17 protein-coding genes and 1 pseudogene are annotated in these 17703 nt (G+C 57.0%); 14 read left to right on the forward strand and 4 right to left on the reverse strand.

Going from position 1 to position 17703, the window contains the following annotated elements:
- The first annotated feature begins 99 nt into the window (after nucleotides 1–99).
- The 6 genes from asnB (at nucleotide 100) to EGD98_RS20570 (ending at nucleotide 7683) form a co-directional block, all read left to right on the forward strand.
- Entirely contained in the window at nucleotides 100–1806 is a 1707-nt protein-coding gene (asnB, locus tag EGD98_RS20545) for an asparagine synthase (glutamine-hydrolyzing) (RefSeq protein WP_220590232.1), read from the forward strand.
- 100 nt (nucleotides 1807–1906) lie between these two features.
- Entirely contained in the window at nucleotides 1907–3028 is a 1122-nt protein-coding gene (locus EGD98_RS20550) for an alanine racemase (protein WP_220590233.1), read from the forward strand.
- 76 nt (nucleotides 3029–3104) lie between these two features.
- Complete coding sequence (locus EGD98_RS20555; RefSeq protein WP_220590234.1) at nucleotides 3105–4379, forward strand: diaminopimelate decarboxylase family protein; 1275 nt, start codon at nucleotides 3105–3107, stop codon at nucleotides 4377–4379.
- Between the two features lie 474 nt (nucleotides 4380–4853).
- The gene (locus EGD98_RS20560) at nucleotides 4854–6161 is read left to right on the forward strand and encodes an MFS transporter (RefSeq protein ID WP_220590254.1); all 1308 of its coding nucleotides are present in this window, start codon (nucleotides 4854–4856) and stop codon (nucleotides 6159–6161) included.
- 287 nt (nucleotides 6162–6448) lie between these two features.
- A complete protein-coding gene (locus EGD98_RS20565; RefSeq protein ID WP_220590235.1) occupies nucleotides 6449–7288 on the forward strand; it encodes a ParA family protein in 840 nt (279 codons plus the stop codon).
- Nucleotides 7285–7683: a DUF7970 domain-containing protein gene (locus tag EGD98_RS20570; RefSeq protein WP_220590236.1), complete on the forward strand. Its 399-nt coding sequence runs from the start codon at nucleotides 7285–7287 to the stop codon at nucleotides 7681–7683. Before EGD98_RS20565 ends, EGD98_RS20570 begins: the two co-directional genes overlap by 4 nt.
- A gap of 409 nt (nucleotides 7684–8092) precedes the next feature.
- Here EGD98_RS20570 and EGD98_RS20575 read toward each other — a convergent pair whose 3' ends face one another.
- Nucleotides 8093–8833: a DUF7958 family protein gene (locus EGD98_RS20575; RefSeq protein ID WP_220590237.1), complete on the reverse strand. Its 741-nt coding sequence runs from the start codon at nucleotides 8831–8833 to the stop codon at nucleotides 8093–8095.
- Nucleotides 8834–8914: 81 nt separating this feature from the next.
- On the opposite strand from EGD98_RS20575, the pseudogene EGD98_RS20580 reads away from it, so the two are divergent.
- The 4 genes and pseudogenes from EGD98_RS20580 to EGD98_RS20595 all read left to right on the forward strand — a co-directional run bounded on the left by EGD98_RS20580 (nucleotide 8915) and on the right by EGD98_RS20595 (nucleotide 12386).
- Nucleotides 8915–9644, forward strand: a pseudogene (locus tag EGD98_RS20580) (transposase).
- Nucleotides 9645–9889: 245 nt separating this feature from the next.
- Nucleotides 9890–10228, forward strand: coding sequence for a hypothetical protein (locus EGD98_RS20585; protein WP_328763434.1), 339 nt, complete (start codon nucleotides 9890–9892; stop codon nucleotides 10226–10228).
- 110 nt (nucleotides 10229–10338) lie between these two features.
- A complete protein-coding gene (locus EGD98_RS20590; protein WP_220590238.1) occupies nucleotides 10339–11325 on the forward strand; it encodes a 5-methyltetrahydropteroyltriglutamate--homocysteine methyltransferase in 987 nt (328 codons plus the stop codon).
- Nucleotides 11325–12386, forward strand: a complete 1062-nt coding sequence (locus tag EGD98_RS20595; RefSeq protein WP_220590239.1) for a methionine synthase — start codon at nucleotides 11325–11327, stop codon at nucleotides 12384–12386. The genes EGD98_RS20590 and EGD98_RS20595 overlap by 1 nt, the downstream gene beginning before the upstream one ends.
- A gap of 26 nt (nucleotides 12387–12412) precedes the next feature.
- Here EGD98_RS20595 and EGD98_RS20600 read toward each other — a convergent pair whose 3' ends face one another.
- The 3 genes from EGD98_RS20600 to EGD98_RS20610 form a co-directional block, all read right to left on the reverse strand.
- Entirely contained in the window at nucleotides 12413–13069 is a 657-nt protein-coding gene (locus EGD98_RS20600; protein ID WP_220590240.1) for a GNAT family N-acetyltransferase, read from the reverse strand.
- Between the two features lie 96 nt (nucleotides 13070–13165).
- Nucleotides 13166–13702, reverse strand: coding sequence for a GNAT family N-acetyltransferase (locus tag EGD98_RS20605; RefSeq protein WP_220590241.1), 537 nt, complete (start codon nucleotides 13700–13702; stop codon nucleotides 13166–13168).
- Nucleotides 13703–13715: 13 nt separating this feature from the next.
- The gene (locus tag EGD98_RS20610; protein ID WP_220590242.1) at nucleotides 13716–14690 is read right to left on the reverse strand and encodes an NADPH:quinone oxidoreductase family protein; all 975 of its coding nucleotides are present in this window, start codon (nucleotides 14688–14690) and stop codon (nucleotides 13716–13718) included.
- 147 nt (nucleotides 14691–14837) lie between these two features.
- Here EGD98_RS20610 and EGD98_RS20615 point away from each other — a divergent pair, with 147 nt between their 5' ends.
- The 4 genes from EGD98_RS20615 to EGD98_RS20630 are packed head-to-tail and all read left to right on the forward strand — an operon-like array spanning nucleotide 14838 to nucleotide 17699.
- Entirely contained in the window at nucleotides 14838–15086 is a 249-nt protein-coding gene (locus EGD98_RS20615) for an acyl carrier protein (protein WP_220590243.1), read from the forward strand.
- A 3-nt stretch (nucleotides 15087–15089) separates the two neighbouring features.
- Nucleotides 15090–16295, forward strand: a complete 1206-nt coding sequence (locus tag EGD98_RS20620; RefSeq protein ID WP_220590244.1) for a beta-ketoacyl-[acyl-carrier-protein] synthase family protein — start codon at nucleotides 15090–15092, stop codon at nucleotides 16293–16295.
- Nucleotides 16292–16732, forward strand: a complete 441-nt coding sequence (locus EGD98_RS20625; RefSeq protein ID WP_220590245.1) for a holo-ACP synthase — start codon at nucleotides 16292–16294, stop codon at nucleotides 16730–16732. Before EGD98_RS20620 ends, EGD98_RS20625 begins: the two co-directional genes overlap by 4 nt.
- Nucleotides 16725–17699: an ACP S-malonyltransferase gene (locus EGD98_RS20630; RefSeq protein WP_220590246.1), complete on the forward strand. Its 975-nt coding sequence runs from the start codon at nucleotides 16725–16727 to the stop codon at nucleotides 17697–17699. The genes EGD98_RS20625 and EGD98_RS20630 overlap by 8 nt, the downstream gene beginning before the upstream one ends.
- Nucleotides 17700–17703: the final 4 nt, after the last annotated feature.

Below are 17703 nucleotides of genomic sequence, written 5' to 3' on the forward strand. Positions count from 1 at the left end.
GGTGGCTGTTGCTGACAGTCTGAGTGTGGTTCTCACCTATATATCAACTGAAAATCAACATCATAACACATATAGTCTCGACTGGCACTGATACACACTATGTGTGGTATCGCTGGCGGCTACAACGTTAGCGACAAGCAGCTTCTCGATGACATGACCGGACGACTGGAGCATCGGGGTCCGGATGACACTGGGTACTATGTCTCGGACAACGTTATGTTGGGCATTCGCCGGTTGAGTGTTATCGACGTGGCAGGCGGCCATCAGCCAATCTTCAACGAGGACCGCAGTGTCTGTGTCGTATTCAACGGGGAGATATACAACTACAGGGAGCTACGAGAGCGGCTTGAGCGTCGGGGACATACGTTCCGGTCGGAGTCTGATACCGAAGTGCTCGTTCATCTTTACGAAGAACACGGCCGGGACCTTGTTACCCATCTCAATGGTATGTTCGCGTTCGCCATCTGGGACCAGCGGTCCGACCGATTACTGCTGGCGCGAGACAGACTGGGAATCAAACCGCTGTACTTCATGGAACGTGCGGACGGGCTGTACTTCGCCTCGGAGATTGACTCGCTACTGGAGGTCACAGCGGAACCGTCGCTCTCCTCAACTGGGGTTGGGTATTTTTGGCACCTTGACTATATCCCGGCTCCGTATACACCGTTCGAGCGCATCTCGAAGTTAGAGCCCGGGTCACTGCTCGTGTGTGAGGGCGACAGCGTTACCTCGACCAGCTACTGGGAACTAGGGGCACCCCGGGTCACCGACCGCAGCGAGCGCGACTGTGTCCGCCGGGTCCGAGGGTTACTCGAAGACGCAGTGAAGAAACGTATGGTCGCGGATATGCCAGTCGGGGCGTTTCTCAGTGGCGGACTCGACTCGTCCACGATTGTCGGTCTCATGTCTCGACATTCGGACCGTCCGGTCCAGACATACTCGATTGGATTCGAAGCAGCCGAGTTCGACGAACGTGGCCATGCCCGAACCGTCGCTGACTACTTCGGTACGGACCACACGGAGTATCAGGTAGATCTCAGCGACGCCTCACTCGTAGAGGAGAAATTCGCTACGATGGGTGACCCGGTGGCGGACCCGGCTATCATCCCCACCTCACTCATTGCCGAACGGGCCAGCCAGGACAGCAAAGTCGTGACGATTGGATCCGGAGCCGACGAACTGTTCGGCGGCTACGACTCGTACCGTCGGGAGCTATACGCTGCCGGCTCAGAGCGCCCGACCGAGGCGATGCTGAAGTATCGAGAACCCGACCAGGAGCATCTCAACATGGAAACACGTGCCGTTGATGCGCTTGTGGAGGGTACCACCAAGGAGTCGTGGTCCAATTTCCACAATATCACGCAGTTCGATATCGAGTACTGGCTTCCGGACCGACTGTTGCAAAAAGACGACAGGGCAACTATGAGCCACTCGCTCGAAGCGCGTGTTCCCTTCCTCGACCATCGACTTGTCGAAGAGAGTCGACGGATTCCGCCCGAGTATCTTATCAAGGACGGAAACAAAAAGCACATCCTCAAACAGGCGTTCCGTCAACTCTTACCCGACGAAATTCTTGAACGGAAAAAGAGCACTTTCAGCGTGCCGATTGGCAACTGGATGGCCGCCCCGGACAGCCCACTCGCAGGCCGTTTCACCGAGGAGCGGTTCGCACCCATCGAGTTTGTTGACGAGAGTTGGATCGTAAACCGCTATCGGGAGTTTTGCAACGGTGACGACAGCCACAAGTTGACCCTCTGGCGGGCGCTCGTATTCCAGATTTGGTATGAGGAGTACCTGATGTCCTGATAGCGACCCGTGGAACGATTGCCAACACTATGTCTCGTGTCCGCGTGTTTATTATCAGATACCAAAATATTTAATTTAATATCTACAAGACAGATTTCACATGTTGCAGTCTCAGTGGTTACCTGAGACAGGCGCGTCAGTAGATTCGGTCCCTACACCGGCTGTCCTCGTCGACACCCAGACCTTGGAATCCAACATCTCGGCGTACCATACACTTGCGGCGGACCATGACACGACCGTGCGCCCGCATATCAAAGTTCACCGGAGTCCAGAACTAGCCACTACCCAGCTCCGGCATGGCGCGACGGGAGTGATGGCCAGTACGCTCAGTAGCGCCAGTCTGATGGTCGACCACGGTATCGACGATATCGTACTTGTCCGTCCCGTTATTTGCCAGGAGAAGTTAGCGACGCTGGTATCACTGCTAGAGCGAACCGCCCGATTCAGTGTAACGGTCCACGACGCGCAAAACATCGAGCGACTCACAGCAGCACTCGACGGGACGGATGAACGGCTTGGCATCTACATAGAGATAGATAGCGGCGACGATAGGGGTGGTGTCCCGCCAGGCGAGCCATCTGTTCAGGTCGCAAAGCAGGTGGCGTCTGCTCCGTCGCTCCAGTTCCGCGGAGTGATTACGTACGACAATCGGGCGGCCTATCACACCGACTCGCGCGCGGAGTTTCGGAATGTCGCAGACAGTATCGCGGAGATGGTGGAACGCACGGTGGACGACTGTATACAGGCTGGCGTGACCGTACCGGACGTTTGTGTAGGGACGACGGCCACCGCTCCGTACATGGCCCAGAAAGATGTCGTCACGGAAATCAACCCGGGCCGATACCTGTTTCACGATACGGCAATGGTGGACCTGGTGCCGGATATCGACCTCGCGGACTGTGCGATGGAGCTCCGGACGACTGTCATCTCGAAGCCATCGCCAGGACGGATACTCACCGATTCCGGATGTCTATCCGTCTCCTGGGCCCCACAGAAGCTCCGAGTGCGCCAGGACAGCGACGTTTCGATGGCGGACCGCTCATCCGAACACATGATGTGGGACATCTCGAACGCAGATATCGACCCTAACGTTGGCGACCAGCTTGATATCGTCCCGTACAATATATACGCGGTTATGAACGTCCACGATTACGCTGTCGGTGTGTCCGACGGGACGGTCGACTCGATCTTAGAACTTACTGGCAGGGGGTGTAGCCGGTGACCAGATGCTGGGTTGATTCGGGTAGACTGGATGCGGCCGATGGCAGTCGGCTAGCCGACTACAGGGGAGACACTCGATGAGTCAACTGACTGCTACTGAACGACGAGAGCGGCTCAAGCAGTATCACGATAGGGTTACGGAGACAGTGGAGAGTCCCCTGTGTTTCTGTTTCGCAGCCGATATCGAACGTGAGTATCGGCAGCTTCGTTCGGTGCTCGATACTCACTACCCGGACTCGCGGATTTTCTATGCGGTGAAAGCGAACTACAACCCGGCGATTCTATCGGTCTTTCGGAAGCTTGGTTGTGGGGTCGAGGCGTTTGCGAGCTGTGAACTCCAAGCGATTAGGGCCGCTGGATACGCGCCTGGGCCGGTCCTGTTGACCGGGATGAACCGCTCTCGCTCCGAGCTGGCGACTGCCATGCGATGGGGCGTGGATCGGGTGCTCGTCGACAACCGTGACGAACTACGGCGTGTCAGCGACGTCGCTGCCAAGACGGGGTCGACTGTCGATGTCCTCATCCGGGTGAACCCTGCGTTGAATATCCCCACAAAGGACAAAATCGCGACTGGGAAAGAGAGTTCCAAGTTCGGGCTCGACGTTGACAGTGACGTAGCTATGGCGACGGTGTCTGAGGTCGTCAGCGATGCCAATCTGTGCCTCAGTGGCCTTCAGGTACATTTGGGGAGCCAGTTGCAGACCACAGCACCGTATCAATCCGCAGCGGAACTACTGATCGCCTTCGCAGCCAAGATACGGGCGGAGACTGGCGCCGTCGTCGACGTCGTCGACCTGGGTGGGGGGTTCCCCGTACCGTATCAGGAACCTGTACCCACACCAGCAGAGATTGTCGAGGAGATGGCCCGGGGACTGACAACAGCCGCGGCTGACCACGATTTTCCGGAGCCCACGCTATACATTGAACCGGGTCGGCGGCTGATTGCCTCTGCGCTTGGCGCTGTCGGCCAGGTCGGGGCCATCAAGAACCGTCCGGACACTTGCTATACTGTACTAGATATAGGAAGTAATATTATTACTGAAAATTGGGACTTTCCGGTGTACAACCTCACGGCGTCGGGGCCAGAAACAGCGAAGTACACCATCACTGGTCCACTGTGCATCAGTAACGATATTATTCGCAAGGACGTATCGATTCGGGAGGTCTCTTTGGGCGATCACATCGCTATCGACAAGATCGGTGCATACTCAATCAGTGCGACCTCCTATCTCAACGCTTCTCAGCGTATTCCGGTTGTCCTCGTCGATTCTGATGGGAAAGCGAAGCTCGTGCGACCGCGAGAACCATGCTCTGAGGTCGTAGCGATTGACGGTGAGGAGACGGAGCTATGAAAAGTCAAAATTATGATTTAAGAGAGAAAATATCAGAACTAATGTCTATCGGATTACTGGTACCAGCGGGCAACAGCGAAACCTCTGGTGAGTATGAAATCCCGAGTAGATTGGACACGCCGCCATCGGTTCGGCGGCGCGTAACCAACCCTGAACGGAAACAGTAAAAATAATCAATAGTTGACGTGTAACGCTCTGATGACACGGACTGGATTCGCCTGGCGTCGTGGCGCTCTCCCCGTCCGACCGTCTATACTGACTGTACGGAACAGCGTCGTCCTCGTCAAGGCCCCGCTGTAGATTATCACGTCCTCGAAGTAGGAAACATATGTCTGGTGATCAGGAACGGGAGCTATATCGGGAGCGATGGGGTCTGTCCCCGTCGTGGCGTGGTCGGATCACCGCCGATGGTCTAGTCCCGTCGCTGGGCCAGATAACTACGCCCGATTCGTTCCATCAGGAGGCCATTCAGTGATGTCCAGTGACAATCAGCAGTCGGGCGACGATGCGCACTCGCTGTGGAAAAACCGGGAGTTCCTGCGCCTGTTTTTCGGTCAGTTTGTGACCAATGCCGGGGATAGCCTCTATTCTGTCGCCGTGATGTGGCTCGTCTTTACACAGACCGGCTCGAATACGTTGACCGGCATAGCAAGTTCGCTGTTGCTCCTGCCGTTCCTGTTGCAGATCGTGGCGGGTCCTCTCGTCGATCGGGTCTCGATTAAACCGCTGTTGGTCGGCACACAGCTCCTTCAGGGGGGCCTCGTCCTGGTGCTCGTGGCAGCACTGTCTACCGGCTACGCCAATGTCTGGGTTATCCTCTTGCTGATTCCCCCACTCTCTCTCAACATGCTTGTCGTCGCGCCGGCACGGACCGCCCTACTGCCACGGCTTGTTCCCAACAGCCAGTTATCGAAAGGGAACTCTGCCCTGACATCGGTGACTGTCGGTCTGGATACGTTATTCGATGCACTCGGTGGTATCTTCATCGCGGTCTTTGGCGCGACGCTTCTCCTCTTGCTCGACTCTGTGACCTTCGCTATCGCGGGGGCGCTCTTTTTCGGTATGCACGTTCCAGGTGAGACCACAACTGACGATGACGAGGACGACTCCGTCGTTGGGACATACGTGTCCGAGCTCCGGTACGGTATCGACTACCTCCGAGGGACACGCTTTATCGAGATAATGTTGACCGCAACGGTGTTCAATTTCGCAGTGGGTATTACACTGGCCATCCTTCCTGCGGTTGGTAACCACTACGGTGGCCCCGGCGTCTACGGTCTCCTGCTCGGGGCACTGGGGATGGGGCGGCTCGTCGGTTCGCTGTTGGCCTCCTCTCTCAAGGAACTCCCATACGGCCAGTTGAAGGGTGCGAGCTACGTGCTCTCGGCTGGCCTCTGGCTCGGTGCCGTTCTCCACCCGTCAGCTATCGTCACGATTGGACTGTTCGGATTCGCATGGATTGCTGCCGGCGTTGACGCAGTGATGGTCGAAACGCTGATCCAGAAGGCTGTGCCCGACGATGTGGTCGGTCGCGTGTCTGCGGTCGAGGGAACCGTCTCGACTGGCACCCTCCCACTCGGGTCGCTGTTTGGTGGTGTCATGGCCGAACAGCTGGGTCCGCTACCGACGATGGGATTGGCTGCCTTCGGTTTCGGGTTCGGTGGGCTTTATTTTCTACTGCGTACACCATTGCGAACTCTGTCGGCGGTTCAGGATGCAGATCAGAATACGTTCGAAACGACTCTCGAGGAACACACCGAGGACATCGTCGAAGCGTCATGAGATATTCCGTTTAGAACTACCGTGCCCAGTGAAGACACGCTCTCTGGGCGTTACTGAAACGGTACTGTCTGTTGGCGTACTAGCTTGGCTAGACAGGCCGTTTGATACATAGATACTATAACCAGGCCGGATAGCCGGACTGCGTAGTTAATCTGCCTGGCTACATTATATAGCTGTTCGATATAGCTATATCGTATGGATGGCCGGTCCAGCTATACCGTATAGCTATAAAATTTGGCTATACTGTCTGACTGAGTTTTATAGCTGATGAGAATAACTACCTGAGTATGCTGGCCTATACAGTGTACTCAGAAGCAGGGGGCGTTGGAAAGACGACGCTCGCAACGAACCTTGCGAAAGCGGAGGTACGGGCGGGTCGCAAAGTGCTGGCGATAGATCTGGACACTCAGGAAGCGTCGCTATCACACTTATTGGACGTCGCCGGGGACCGGAACAACGACCAAGCGGACAGTCTCCTCCGGCACATGATCGACCGCCCACGAGGAGAGTTCGCCGACCTCATCAAGACAAGCGAGGGTATCGACGTCGTCCCCGCTCACAACATCCTCGAATACGCATCCAAACATCTCCGCCGGCGGGAGGAGGAAGCTGCCGACTTCGGTGAATCGTGGAATCCGAATAAACAGCTCCTGCGAGTGTTGCGCGAGGCTGGTGTTCATGAGACATATGATACACTCATAATCGACCCGCCAGCGAGTGCCGATATCAAGCTACACAACGCCATCCATGCCACACGGCATCTGGTGATTCCGTTCGAGCCCAGCGGCAAGGGCTACGAATCTGTTCAGGGACTCGATCAGCTCGTTGGTGGACTTGAGGAGTCGCTCGGCATCGAAGTGGGCGTGCTTGCAGTGGTTCCGAACCGCTACAAAGGCATGAACGACCAGGACCGATTCCTCGCGCAGCTCACTGCAGACGGCTGGGAGACGCCGATTCGGTTCCGTGAACGTTCGTCATTACTGGAGGGATGTTGGGCCGAGCAATGTACCGCATATCGCTATATCGAGGAACACCGTGACCGGGAGCGCGAGCACGAACTGGAGACCCTCGAGAAGTTCGACGAGCTCGCGAGCCAGATTCGCGAACAGAAGGCGGTGGAAGCATGAAACAGGGTTCTGCAGACGACCCTTTCGCTGACGACGCCTCCGAGGAGGCGGATACTGAAAAAGAACCCGAGCTGGAGACAAATAATAAGGGAAGGGAGACGGGACTTGCATCGACCGGGACAGACCGTCCGGTAGGCTCCACGGCTTCTTCCCAGACCCGCTCACTCCCGTATATTCATTCACGGGATGGTGTCAAGGACGGCCGGACCCAGCGACCGATTTTCCTCCGAGACCACATCGAGTCGGGCATCGACGACCTCGTAACCCAGATGGAGGAAGAGTTCGGGGAGGATGTCTACAAAACCGATATTACGGAGGCTGCGATGGCTGTCGCTCAAGAGAATCCCGAGCTCGTCAGAGAGAAACTTGACGAGTGGGGATATGGGTGGGACTGATTTCGTATAGCGCTATACAGTTTACATGATTTAATACCTGGGGCGCATATTCTGTTGTTGGTTGCGGTGACTGCCGGCGTCACAAAATTCAACAGAAACTTACCATAATCAATATATCCGCTATACATACTGAAATCGGCTGATTCAGATCTACCTAGTGACCAAGCTGTTGCTCCGTTCGCTGGAGTTCCCGTCTCGATTGTAATTAACCAACAAGCTGGCAAAGAAACCGCCAATGTTGGTTAATTATCGATAGCATCCTCCGCTGTACCAGGAACGGTATCTCCGGAACATCGACTCTCCGAGCGTTACAAGCGAGAACCCCTTCTGTCAGACCTCAACCGTCATCCAGGGCCCGAGAGTACATCTCCTCCGCAAATTAACGCACGGTCGGGACAAGAACGTTTGGTCAGAAGTTCTCGTAGTACTCCCGGTGGACACACGTCAGCGGGCGGCCGGGGAAGTCGTCATCGATATCCGGGAAGCCTTCCGGCAGCGTCTCGCCGATGTGTTCGTAGATATCGCGAAGCTGAGCGTACATGTGTTCGATACAGAACACCTGGAAGCCGTCGGGGAACTCGTAGTCGCCCTCGTCGAACACCATCGGCGGCAGGGAAATCGTCAACTTGTCGCCCCCGTAGCCTCGCATCGCCGACTCCGGGTCGGTCGTCTTCACCTCGCCTCGCTCTTTGTACTGAATCACTGGCTCGGGCACAGCATTCACAGTGTTCGACGCGTCGATGTAGAACGGCTGCCAGACAATTTGAGCCGTCTTCCGTGTCACGCCCGGGAATCGTTCCGGGTGCGTCACCATATCGTAACAGCGCTCGAAATCCTCGGCGAACCGCTCTACGTCCAGCGTCTGGAGCGCTTCGACGCCCCGCTGGACCCCCTCGGGCATCCACTCCGTCTCTAGGATGTCCTCCTGTGGGAACTCCCGCTGGGCCGCCACTTTCGCCCGCTCCTCGACCTGTGTCATCACTACTTGCTGCTCGAACGTTCGGTCCTCTCGTTTGTGGGGGTAGTCGTCAGTACCATGCTCTCTGACTGTCCCGTCCCATTCGATGGTTAGTCGATTTTCATTGCCGTTGTCATCAATGACCAGCACTCCACAATCACGATTATCGTGTCCCAAAATCTCGGTTTTCATATTTCCTGTTCACCGTTTTGCAGTATTTTGGCTCTGTTGAAATCCTCAGAGAATTACAACTTCGCCGTGTAATTCGACGAGATGAAGCCCCTCCCGAAGTCGCAAATTCTCCGGTTTACTGAGAAGGCGATCCATCTGGCACGTCGAGCGGTCTCTCAATACTCCTCAAAGTTCTCCAAACACCGCTACACACTTCCGCAGCACGTTGTTCTGCTGTGTCTCAAAGTTCGGAAGAACACGACCTATCGTGGTCTGCTTGATGAACTGATTGAAATGCCACGCATCCGTCGTGTTCTCGGGCTAACCGAGCTTCCTACTGCTTCAACGCTCTGTAAGGTGTTCAACCGGCTTGATATGGCTGTGTGGCGTGTTATATTGACCCTCTCAGCGACGTTACTTCCGACTCAAAGTGACGTTGCTGGTCGATGCGAAGGTGAACGCAATTCTCGATCTACACGTGACGACGACTCGAAAACACGATAGCCAGATCGCTCCGTCGTTAATCAAGAGCAACCCCGAGTGTATCGATATTCTCCTCGGAGACAAAGGCTACGACGATCAGAAAATCAGACGGCTCGCCCGGCAACACGAGGTTCGGCCACTGATTAAGCATCGTGAGTTCAAATCACTCCATAAGGCATGGAACGCACGCTTAAACGCTGATCTCTACGGCCAACGGAGTCAATCCGAGACTGTGAACTCAACGCTCAAGCGAAAGTACGGTGCGTTCGTCCGCTCACGACGATGGTGGAAACAGTTCCGTGAACTCACCATTGCTTGTCTCATTCATAATGTAGATCGATCACTCTGAGCGGTCAATACAGAAGTTACAAGTATCGAAAAACGACCCGGTAAGGCGTATTCAGACGATTCCAGCGAACCAGAGAGCGGTATAACTCAACGCCAGAACTGACAGAATAATACTGACGATTCCGAGAATACGACCCTGTTCTTCGGTCATAGTATAAATAGGAACCGGGGAGTAATCACTCTTCGGGTATGATAAATTCGCAGCTCTCATCGACCGGCTGTTTCAGACGAAAATATATCTGAAGAATAGGATTTCAACAGAGCCGGACGCCCGTAATCTACGACATCTACCAGAAGGTCTGTGATGCCGAAGGCACCGATACCCTCACCACGGACACTATCCGTGGCCTCCTCAGTGAACTTGCCTTACTCGAGGTCACCGAGTCAAACCAAGATCACGGTGGCATGGGCAAGGGGACGTACAAGGAACACCGACTCCTCTGGGAGCCCAGTGTGGTCTTCAAAATGGATCCCGATCCAGCACACGTCGTCCAAATCAATTCAGTCTCTACTACCGCTGAGGCGGACGATTTCTGGCATGAGCCACCGAGAAATTCTCCCGCCTCACTTTTGATGCTTAACTAAACACCGCCCCCCTCTCCCACTGGCGGATATCCGTTCGAGACAAGTTCCGGAAAAACACAGTAATAAATATGGCAACTATTATTACTACAGTTGATTTAATTTCACATCGCATGATAGATTACATGTCCGCCACTACTGGTCTGCACCCGCTCCCAGACTGGGCTAAGGAAGAGCTCGCTGAGTTGAAAGGGCATCAGAAACAGGATCTGCTCACTGGTGATGAGGGCGGTGAGATAGTGGCCGCATACGACCGTGCGCGGTCCGATGTGGTCGAAACACAGGCTGATGCTGGATTAGATCTCGTGAGTGAGGGACAGCTCCGATGGGACGACATGCTCACGCACGTCCTCTCGGTCACCGAGAACGTCGAAACCAGAGGGATTGTCCGGTACTACGACAATAACAACTTCTACCGGGACCCGGTCGTCACAGGTGAACTCGAACCGACCGGTGACGTGGCCCGAGATGTCGAGCAAGCTATGGAGACGACTGACGCCACGGTCGGTGGCGTCTTGCCCGGTCCGTATTCGCTCGCCGAGCTGGCCAGTGACGAGTTCTACGGAGAGGACCGGTTCCTCGAAGCGCTGGCGACGTTTCTCGCCGACGAAGCCGCGGAGTTACCGGACATGGATACGGTGTTTCTCCTCGAACCGTCGCTGGCAGTGGACCAGCCCGACGAACCTGTCCGTGTCCGGGAGGCCATCGAGACCGTCGCTGATGCCATCGACGCGTCCGTTCTCGTACACACCTACTGGGGGACCGTCTCCGAGACAGTGTACGAGCAGCTGCTGGATGCCTCCGTCGACGGTGTCGGGTTCGACCTCGTCACGTCACGTGCCGACTCGGTCTCGCTCGTCTCTGAGTACGGGCTCACCGAGTCAGTCCTCCTCGGCGTGGTGAACGGACAGAACACGCGGCTGGAAGATGCCGACGACGTACGACACACTAGCAGGGAGTTCGTCGACCGGGCGGCGGAGACACCAGAACAGGTGTACCTGAGTCCGAACACGGAGTTGTTCTATCTGCCGACGAACCGGTGTGAGGCCAAACTGGAGACGCTTGCACGAGCTGCCGACACCGTGGAGGTGTCGACGTAATGTCGACCAGAGACCAGTTCCGACCTGCAGACCATCCACACGACCACTTCCTGATGACGACCATCGTCGGGGCCTACCCAAAGCCCAAGTGGCACAACAAAGCACGCGAGCTGTACGAGGACCCCGAATCGGAGTTCGGTGCCACTGAATGGCAGGAAGCCAAAGACGACGCCGCTCGCCTCATCACCGGCGAACACGAGCGGGCCGGTATCGACGTCGTCACTGACGGGGAAATGCGGCGCAACGAGATGATCGAGTACTTCGCCGAACGAATCGAGGGATACGAATTCAACGGCCTGGTGAAAGTCTGGGGACACAACTACTTCGATAAACCAAGTGTTCGGACAGAGGTGGAGTACGACGACACCTGGTTGGTCGACGAGTACGAGTTCACCAGCTCGATCGCGAACCGGCCGGTGAAAGTACCGATTACCGGGCCGTACACGCTCGCGAAGTGGTGTTTCAACGAAGTGTACGAGAGCGACGCCGAACTGGCATACGACGTCGCGGAACTGGTCAACGACGAGATACAGAAACTCGTCGATGCAGGGGCTCGGTATATCCAGATCGACGAAGCCGCCCTGGCGACGACACCCGACGACTACGCTATCGTCGGTGAGTGTCTGGAACGTATCGTCAGTGATCTCCCCGATGACGTCTACATCGGTCTGCACGTCTGTTATGGGGACTATTCGCGAATCTACCCGGAGATGCTGGAGTTCCCCGTCGACGAGTTCGACCTCGAACTGGCCAACGGTAACTACGAGCAACTGGAGGTGTTCAAAGACCCGTCGTTCACGAAGAACATCGGGTTTGGCGTCCTCGACGCTCACCGGGCCGAGGTCGAATCCGTCCAGGAGATAAAGGAGAACATCAAGCGCGGGCTGGAGGTCGTCCCACCGGAGCAGCTGACTGTCAGCCCGGACTGTGGGGTGAAACTGCTCCCGCGTGAGGCTGCGTACCAGAAGATGGAGAACATGGTCACGGCAGCCCGCGAAATCGAGGCGGAACTGGACGCCGGCACCATCGACACCCCCCGTTCAACGGTCAGCAACGACTGACGGAAACAGCCCCCGCGGTAAGGGGGCTAGAACCGGTCGGGACAGAACAGTGTTCGCTGGGGGTACATCGACGATAGCGTCTCCACCACGCCGTCGGTGTAGACCTCGAACGTCCCGGTCAGTCTGGCCCGCTCGACGCCGCCGTACCCGACGAAAAGCTGGGTAAAGGTGCCGATATCGAGCTGGATATCCGGTCGCGTATCAGTTCTCGTCACCGTCGCGTTCCCGTCAGAGACGGTGATTTCGTACGTATCGTCGTTCCACTCGGCTATGTCGTCCACAATAGAAACGGTGAGTGTCGCGTCGATACTCCTATAGTCGAGCCGTTCGACGGCCGTCGGGAACTCAAGCACACGACCGACCGGTCCCAGGGTGACCGAGTAGTCGACGGCAGCAGCATCCGAGAGCAGTGCCAAGAGCTCGACATCTGTCAGAGGAGGATGCTGTACTACTGACCTGACGACCCGCTTTCCGAGGCCTTCGTCACGATAGGCTTTGTTGACGATGACGTCGTAGATGACCCCATAGTAGCTGTAATCAGTGAGGACACGAGCCGAGGCCACCACTTCATCGACCTGGGTATCGAGAGCATAGATGTGTTCGCCACTGTGCCTGAGAGCAGTTGCGACTCGATCTCGGTCCCGATCCTCCCAAGAATCGTACGTCTCGTAGCAGTTCTGCACGCCGCTGATTATCTCGTCGGAAACGCCCGATTTCAGTTCTAATATTATAGTATGATACTATCATTCTGATAAATTAAAATTTTCTACGGGATAATATCACTGACTGTTTTCGTCCCACTCCGTGGCGAGAATACTGTAGATGAGCAGGTCTTTGAACTCGCCATCCGAGTAGTGGTATTCCCGCAGACGGCCCTCTTCCTGGAAGCCGAACGGTTCTATGACCCTTCGGGAGGGACCGTTGTCCGCCAGGATTCTGGCGATGACTTTGTGTAGTCGCTGGTCAGCAAAGGCAAACTGGAGACATGATTCGACGGCCTCGGTGGCGTACCCCTGTCCCTGTGCGTCCGGGACGAGCCAGTAGCCCAGCTCGGCGTGGCCGTTCCGGGGTTCGATATCGAACAGGTAGACGAGACCACGCGGAGTCATCGGCTCCTCTTTCGTGCAGACAAGCAGGTGGAGTGTCTCGTCAGACTCGATCCACTGAGCAAGCTCGGCCTGTGATAGCGGCTCAGCGATTGGCATCCGTCGCCAGACGTGGGGGCTATTCCAGTTCGACTGAACGAATTCGTAGTCCTCCTCCTCTACGAGTCTGTAGGTCAACCGTTCGCTGTGGAAGAACTCGGGTCCTGGCATCCCTCGGGGAAGATTAGGGAATCAGCAGGAGTTTGCCTGTACTTTCGCGGGTCTGGAGGGCTTTGTGGGCCGAACCCGCGTCCGAAAGCGAGTATCGGTCGCCGACGTGGACCGACACCTCACCCGAGTTGAAAAGCGAGTTGAGTTTCGGGATGCCAGCTTTGACCCGGTCGGGCTGTGTCCGGAGCGCATGGCCAAGATGGTACCCGAGTACTGACTTGTTCTCGAACAGTAATCGAGGGAGCGAGACGGACGGAATATCGCCACTGGCCATCCCGTAGGAGACAACTCGTCCCGCAGGTGCGAGCCCGTCCAGGGCTTCGTAGAACGCTTTGCCACCCACTCCATCGAGGACGAGATCGACACCCTCCTCATCCGTGATAGTCGCCAGTCGTGAAACGACATCGGCCTCGGTGTAGTCTATGGTTGCATCGGCGCCGAGCGAGGCAGCCAGCTCTCGTTTCTCCGCCGTGCTTGCTGTTCCGACAACAGTCACATCGGGATGGCTCGATGCGATCTGGACCGCCGCCGTACCGACACCACCCGCAGCGGCGTTGACGAGCACGGTCTCACCGGCTTCCAACCCGCCCCACTCGATGAGCGCATTGTGGGCGGTGAGAAACTGGACGGGTATCCCGGCGGCGACTGGCGTCGACATACCGTCTGGTATCTCGAAGACTGTCTCTTCGGGAGCTAGTACCTGCTCTGCGTAGCCCCCGCCGTCGACGAATGCCGCTACCGTCTCGCCCGTCTCGATGGACGTTTCTGGTCCCGCCTCGACGACGCGACCGCTGACTTCGATACCCGGCGTGTAGGGTGGGTCTGGACCGTCGGGGTACCGACCACGCCGCTTTTCGATGTCAGCGAAGTTCAGTCCGGCAGCAGCGACCTCGATACACACTTCTCCCTCACCTGGTATCGGTTCCTCCGTTTCGACCAGTTCCAGAACGTCCGGAGAGCCGTGGTCCTGGACTCGAATCGCACGCATCACCGCACTTATCTGTTGACATTATATAAAATTTAAAATTCACTTTATATCCATTATGACTGAAGCCGCCCCAGCGTAGCGGCCAGGTGACATGGAATTTTAGTTAATTCCATAAACTTTAAGTTTAAATTTGGTATTGAATGTCATATGTCTTCCACAACAGAAGAAGACAGGGTGGCATCGATTATTTCAAACCGCCTGCACGTTGAGGAGTCCGAATTTGAGGACGATACACCGATTACTGGAGACGTTCTGGACGCAGAATCGCTCGATATCGTCGAGATCGCCGAAGCCATAGACGAAAATCTGGACGTGTACATCTCGGATGAGGAGCTCGAGGAGATGGAAACTGTCGGTGATCTCAAGTCCTTCGTCAAGTCAGTGGAGGAGAACTGAGAGGTGAGGCGGGATGTCGTCGTAACGGGTCTGGGTGCTGTAACGCCAATTGGTGCTACGGCCGACGATAGTTGGGACGCACTGCTGGCCGGAAAGAGCGGTGCTGGACCGATAACCCGGTTCGATCCGGACGAGGCGGACTGCCGGTCCAAAATCGCCTGCGAGGCGACACTTCCCGAGGAAACGCCTATCGGATCGGATAAGGTCGGCCGGTACGCTGAACTCGGGATCACGGCTGCCGGCGAGGCCATTGCGGATGCCGGTTTCGACCCGAACGACCCCGGCTGGGAAGCCGAACGCGTCGGGACAAGCGTCGCGACGTCTATTGGCGGTCTCCCCGAAATTGAGGACACCGTCGGTCAACGTCCCTCATCGAAGTTCACCCTCACGTACCTCTCGAACCTCACGTCGAGCCAAATAAGTATCCTCTTCGATGCGGCTGGCCCCAATCGAGCCGCTTCCACGGCCTGTGCAGCCGGAGCCCATGCGGTGGGCGATGCGATGCGGGAGATAGAGAGCGGGCGGGCCGACGTGATGATTTCAGGCGGGGCCGAGTCGATACTGAGCCCCTACGGCGTCCGTGGGTTCGACGCCATGCGCGCGCTCAGCACACGGAACGACGAACCCGAGCGCGCGAGTCGCCCCTTCGATGTTGACAGGGACGGTTTCGTCATCGGCGAGGGTGGAGCCGCCCTCGTTCTCGAGTCCCGTGAACACGCTCTCGAACGTGGTGTGGAACCTATCGCGACCGTCGAGGGAACCGCCCGGAGTGCGGACAGCATGCATCCAACACGACCACCGGAGGATGCAGACGGCCTCATCCGCTGCATCGAGCGGGGACTGACTGATGCTGCTGTCGCTCCGACGGCAGTCGATCACGTCAATGCCCACGCGACTAGTACCCCACGAGGTGACGAACACGAGGCGACGGCGCTGAATCAGATATTCGATTCGGTTCCCCCAGTAACAGGAACCAAAGGCCTCACCGGACACACTCTGGGTGCGAGTGGTGCAATAGAGAGCGTCTTCACCGTCAAGACACTCCAAGAGCAAACGATCCCGCCGACAGCGAACTACGAGTCCCCAGATCCGGACTGTGATGTCCCTGTCGTGGACGAAACCAGGTCTGCCACTGTCGACGTGGCTCTGAACATCGCAGCTGGATTCGGCGGAACGAATGGCGTGGTCGTCTTCGGTGCCGCCAGATGAACGAGGGTCAGTATCCCACACCGTTCGTCAGTAGCGGGCTGGATATCGTCTCCATCGACCGATTGCGGGACCTTCGGGACGAATTTGGGACCTCGTTCACGAGACGGGTTTTCACTGCAAACGAACGCGACTACTGTGAGCAAACTCGTGTCCCTGCCGAACACTACGCCGCTCGCTGGGCGGCCAAAGAGGCGTTCCGGAAGATGATTCCGGCGCCCGAAGAGATGCCGCGCTTCGACGCAGTCGCCGTCGAACGGACCGGAGAGGGGCCGGAGTTACAGCTCGACGATACAGCAGCTACAACACTGGCGGATTCGTTGCGTGCCAAGTCAGTAGCACCGGATCGAACGAGTGTTAGCGTCAGCCTGAGTCACGACCGTAACTCAGACACGGCTGGGGCGGAAGTAACCGCATTCGGATTCAAGACCGATGCTTGAGACTATCCACTCCGACGGTTGGATAAACGAACTGAACGAAGACGCTCCGACAACTGCTGTTCTGTTTCCCGGTCAGGGGAGCCAACAGCCCGAGATGGGACAGGCCTTCTACGACGCATGGCCGGCCACACGCGAGTGGTTCGACACACTCTCGGCAGCTGTCGATATCGACGTGAGGGAGCTCTGTTTCGACGGGGACCACACAGTCCTCACGAAGACAGAGAACACACAGCCGTGTGTCTACACGACTGGCGTCGCCACGTTCGCTGGGCTGGCTGATCGGCACGGAATCGTGCCTGACTACGTCGCCGGACACAGCCTGGGCCACTTCAGCGCCCTGACGGCTGCCGGCGGTCTCGACCCGGAGACCGGGGTCGGCCTCGTAAGAGAGCGGGGCCGGCAGATGCAGCAGGCTGCTGAGCAGGGTGCCGAAGGCGAGATGATGGCAGTGCTCTGTCGGGACACTACGGCCGTCGAACAGGCCTGTGACCGAGTCGAGGGCGCAAACGTCGCCGCCCGGAACACTGACAGTCAAACTGTCGTCTCCGGTCCGGAACCGGCAGTTTCACAGGTCCGTGACCGTATCGACGACGAGACTCGGGCACGGTTCACAACACTCGACGTGGGTGCCGCCTTCCACTCGGGCCAGATGGAGACGGCTGCGACAGCCTTCACCGAGAAATTAGCGGAGACGTCGTTTGAGAGAGCCGATATTCCGGTCGTTTCTGACGTCTCCGGTGACGTCTACCACGGAGACACACAGGTCGTCCAGGAGCTTGGTTCGCAGGTCGTCGGAACCGTCGACTGGTGTGCAGTCGTCGAGACACTCGCTGGTGCCGGGGTCGAACGGTACATCGAGATGCCGCCAGCCGGGACGCTTACGGGGTTCATCGAGCGGCTCTGTCCGGAGGCCGAGACGATACCACTGGAGTCTCCAGCAGATGCGGCGGAGGTGTTCGGCGCGTGACGTC

Origin of the sequence: Haloarcula salinisoli (genome assembly GCF_019599405.1) — an archaeon.
In the GTDB taxonomy this organism is placed as follows: Archaea; Halobacteriota; Halobacteria; order Halobacteriales; family Haloarculaceae; genus Haloarcula; species Haloarcula salinisoli.

Excerpts from the sequence above, each read along its gene's own strand:
- EGD98_RS20615 (WP_220590243.1), top strand. The coding sequence starts at position 14,838 with ATGTCTTCCACAACAGAAGAAGACAGGGTGGCATCGATTATTTCAAAC.
- EGD98_RS20595 (WP_220590239.1), top strand. The coding sequence starts at position 11,325 with ATGTCGACCAGAGACCAGTTCCGACCTGCAGACCATCCACACGACCAC.
- EGD98_RS20590 (WP_220590238.1), top strand. The coding sequence starts at position 10,339 with ATGATAGATTACATGTCCGCCACTACTGGTCTGCACCCGCTCCCAGAC.
- EGD98_RS20550 (WP_220590233.1), top strand. The coding sequence starts at position 1,907 with ATGTTGCAGTCTCAGTGGTTACCTGAGACAGGCGCGTCAGTAGATTCG.
- EGD98_RS20555 (WP_220590234.1), top strand. The coding sequence starts at position 3,105 with ATGAGTCAACTGACTGCTACTGAACGACGAGAGCGGCTCAAGCAGTAT.
- EGD98_RS20565 (WP_220590235.1), top strand. The coding sequence starts at position 6,449 with ATGCTGGCCTATACAGTGTACTCAGAAGCAGGGGGCGTTGGAAAGACG.
- EGD98_RS20570 (WP_220590236.1), top strand. The coding sequence starts at position 7,285 with ATGAAACAGGGTTCTGCAGACGACCCTTTCGCTGACGACGCCTCCGAG.
- EGD98_RS20610 (WP_220590242.1), bottom strand. The coding sequence starts at position 14,690 with ATGCGTGCGATTCGAGTCCAGGACCACGGCTCTCCGGACGTTCTGGAA.
- EGD98_RS20625 (WP_220590245.1), top strand. The coding sequence starts at position 16,292 with ATGAACGAGGGTCAGTATCCCACACCGTTCGTCAGTAGCGGGCTGGAT.
- EGD98_RS20630 (WP_220590246.1), top strand. The coding sequence starts at position 16,725 with ATGCTTGAGACTATCCACTCCGACGGTTGGATAAACGAACTGAACGAA.
- EGD98_RS20575 (WP_220590237.1), bottom strand. The coding sequence starts at position 8,833 with ATGAAAACCGAGATTTTGGGACACGATAATCGTGATTGTGGAGTGCTG.
- EGD98_RS20560 (WP_220590254.1), top strand. The coding sequence starts at position 4,854 with ATGTCCAGTGACAATCAGCAGTCGGGCGACGATGCGCACTCGCTGTGG.
- asnB (WP_220590232.1), top strand. The coding sequence starts at position 100 with ATGTGTGGTATCGCTGGCGGCTACAACGTTAGCGACAAGCAGCTTCTC.
- EGD98_RS20605 (WP_220590241.1), bottom strand. The coding sequence starts at position 13,702 with ATGCCAGGACCCGAGTTCTTCCACAGCGAACGGTTGACCTACAGACTC.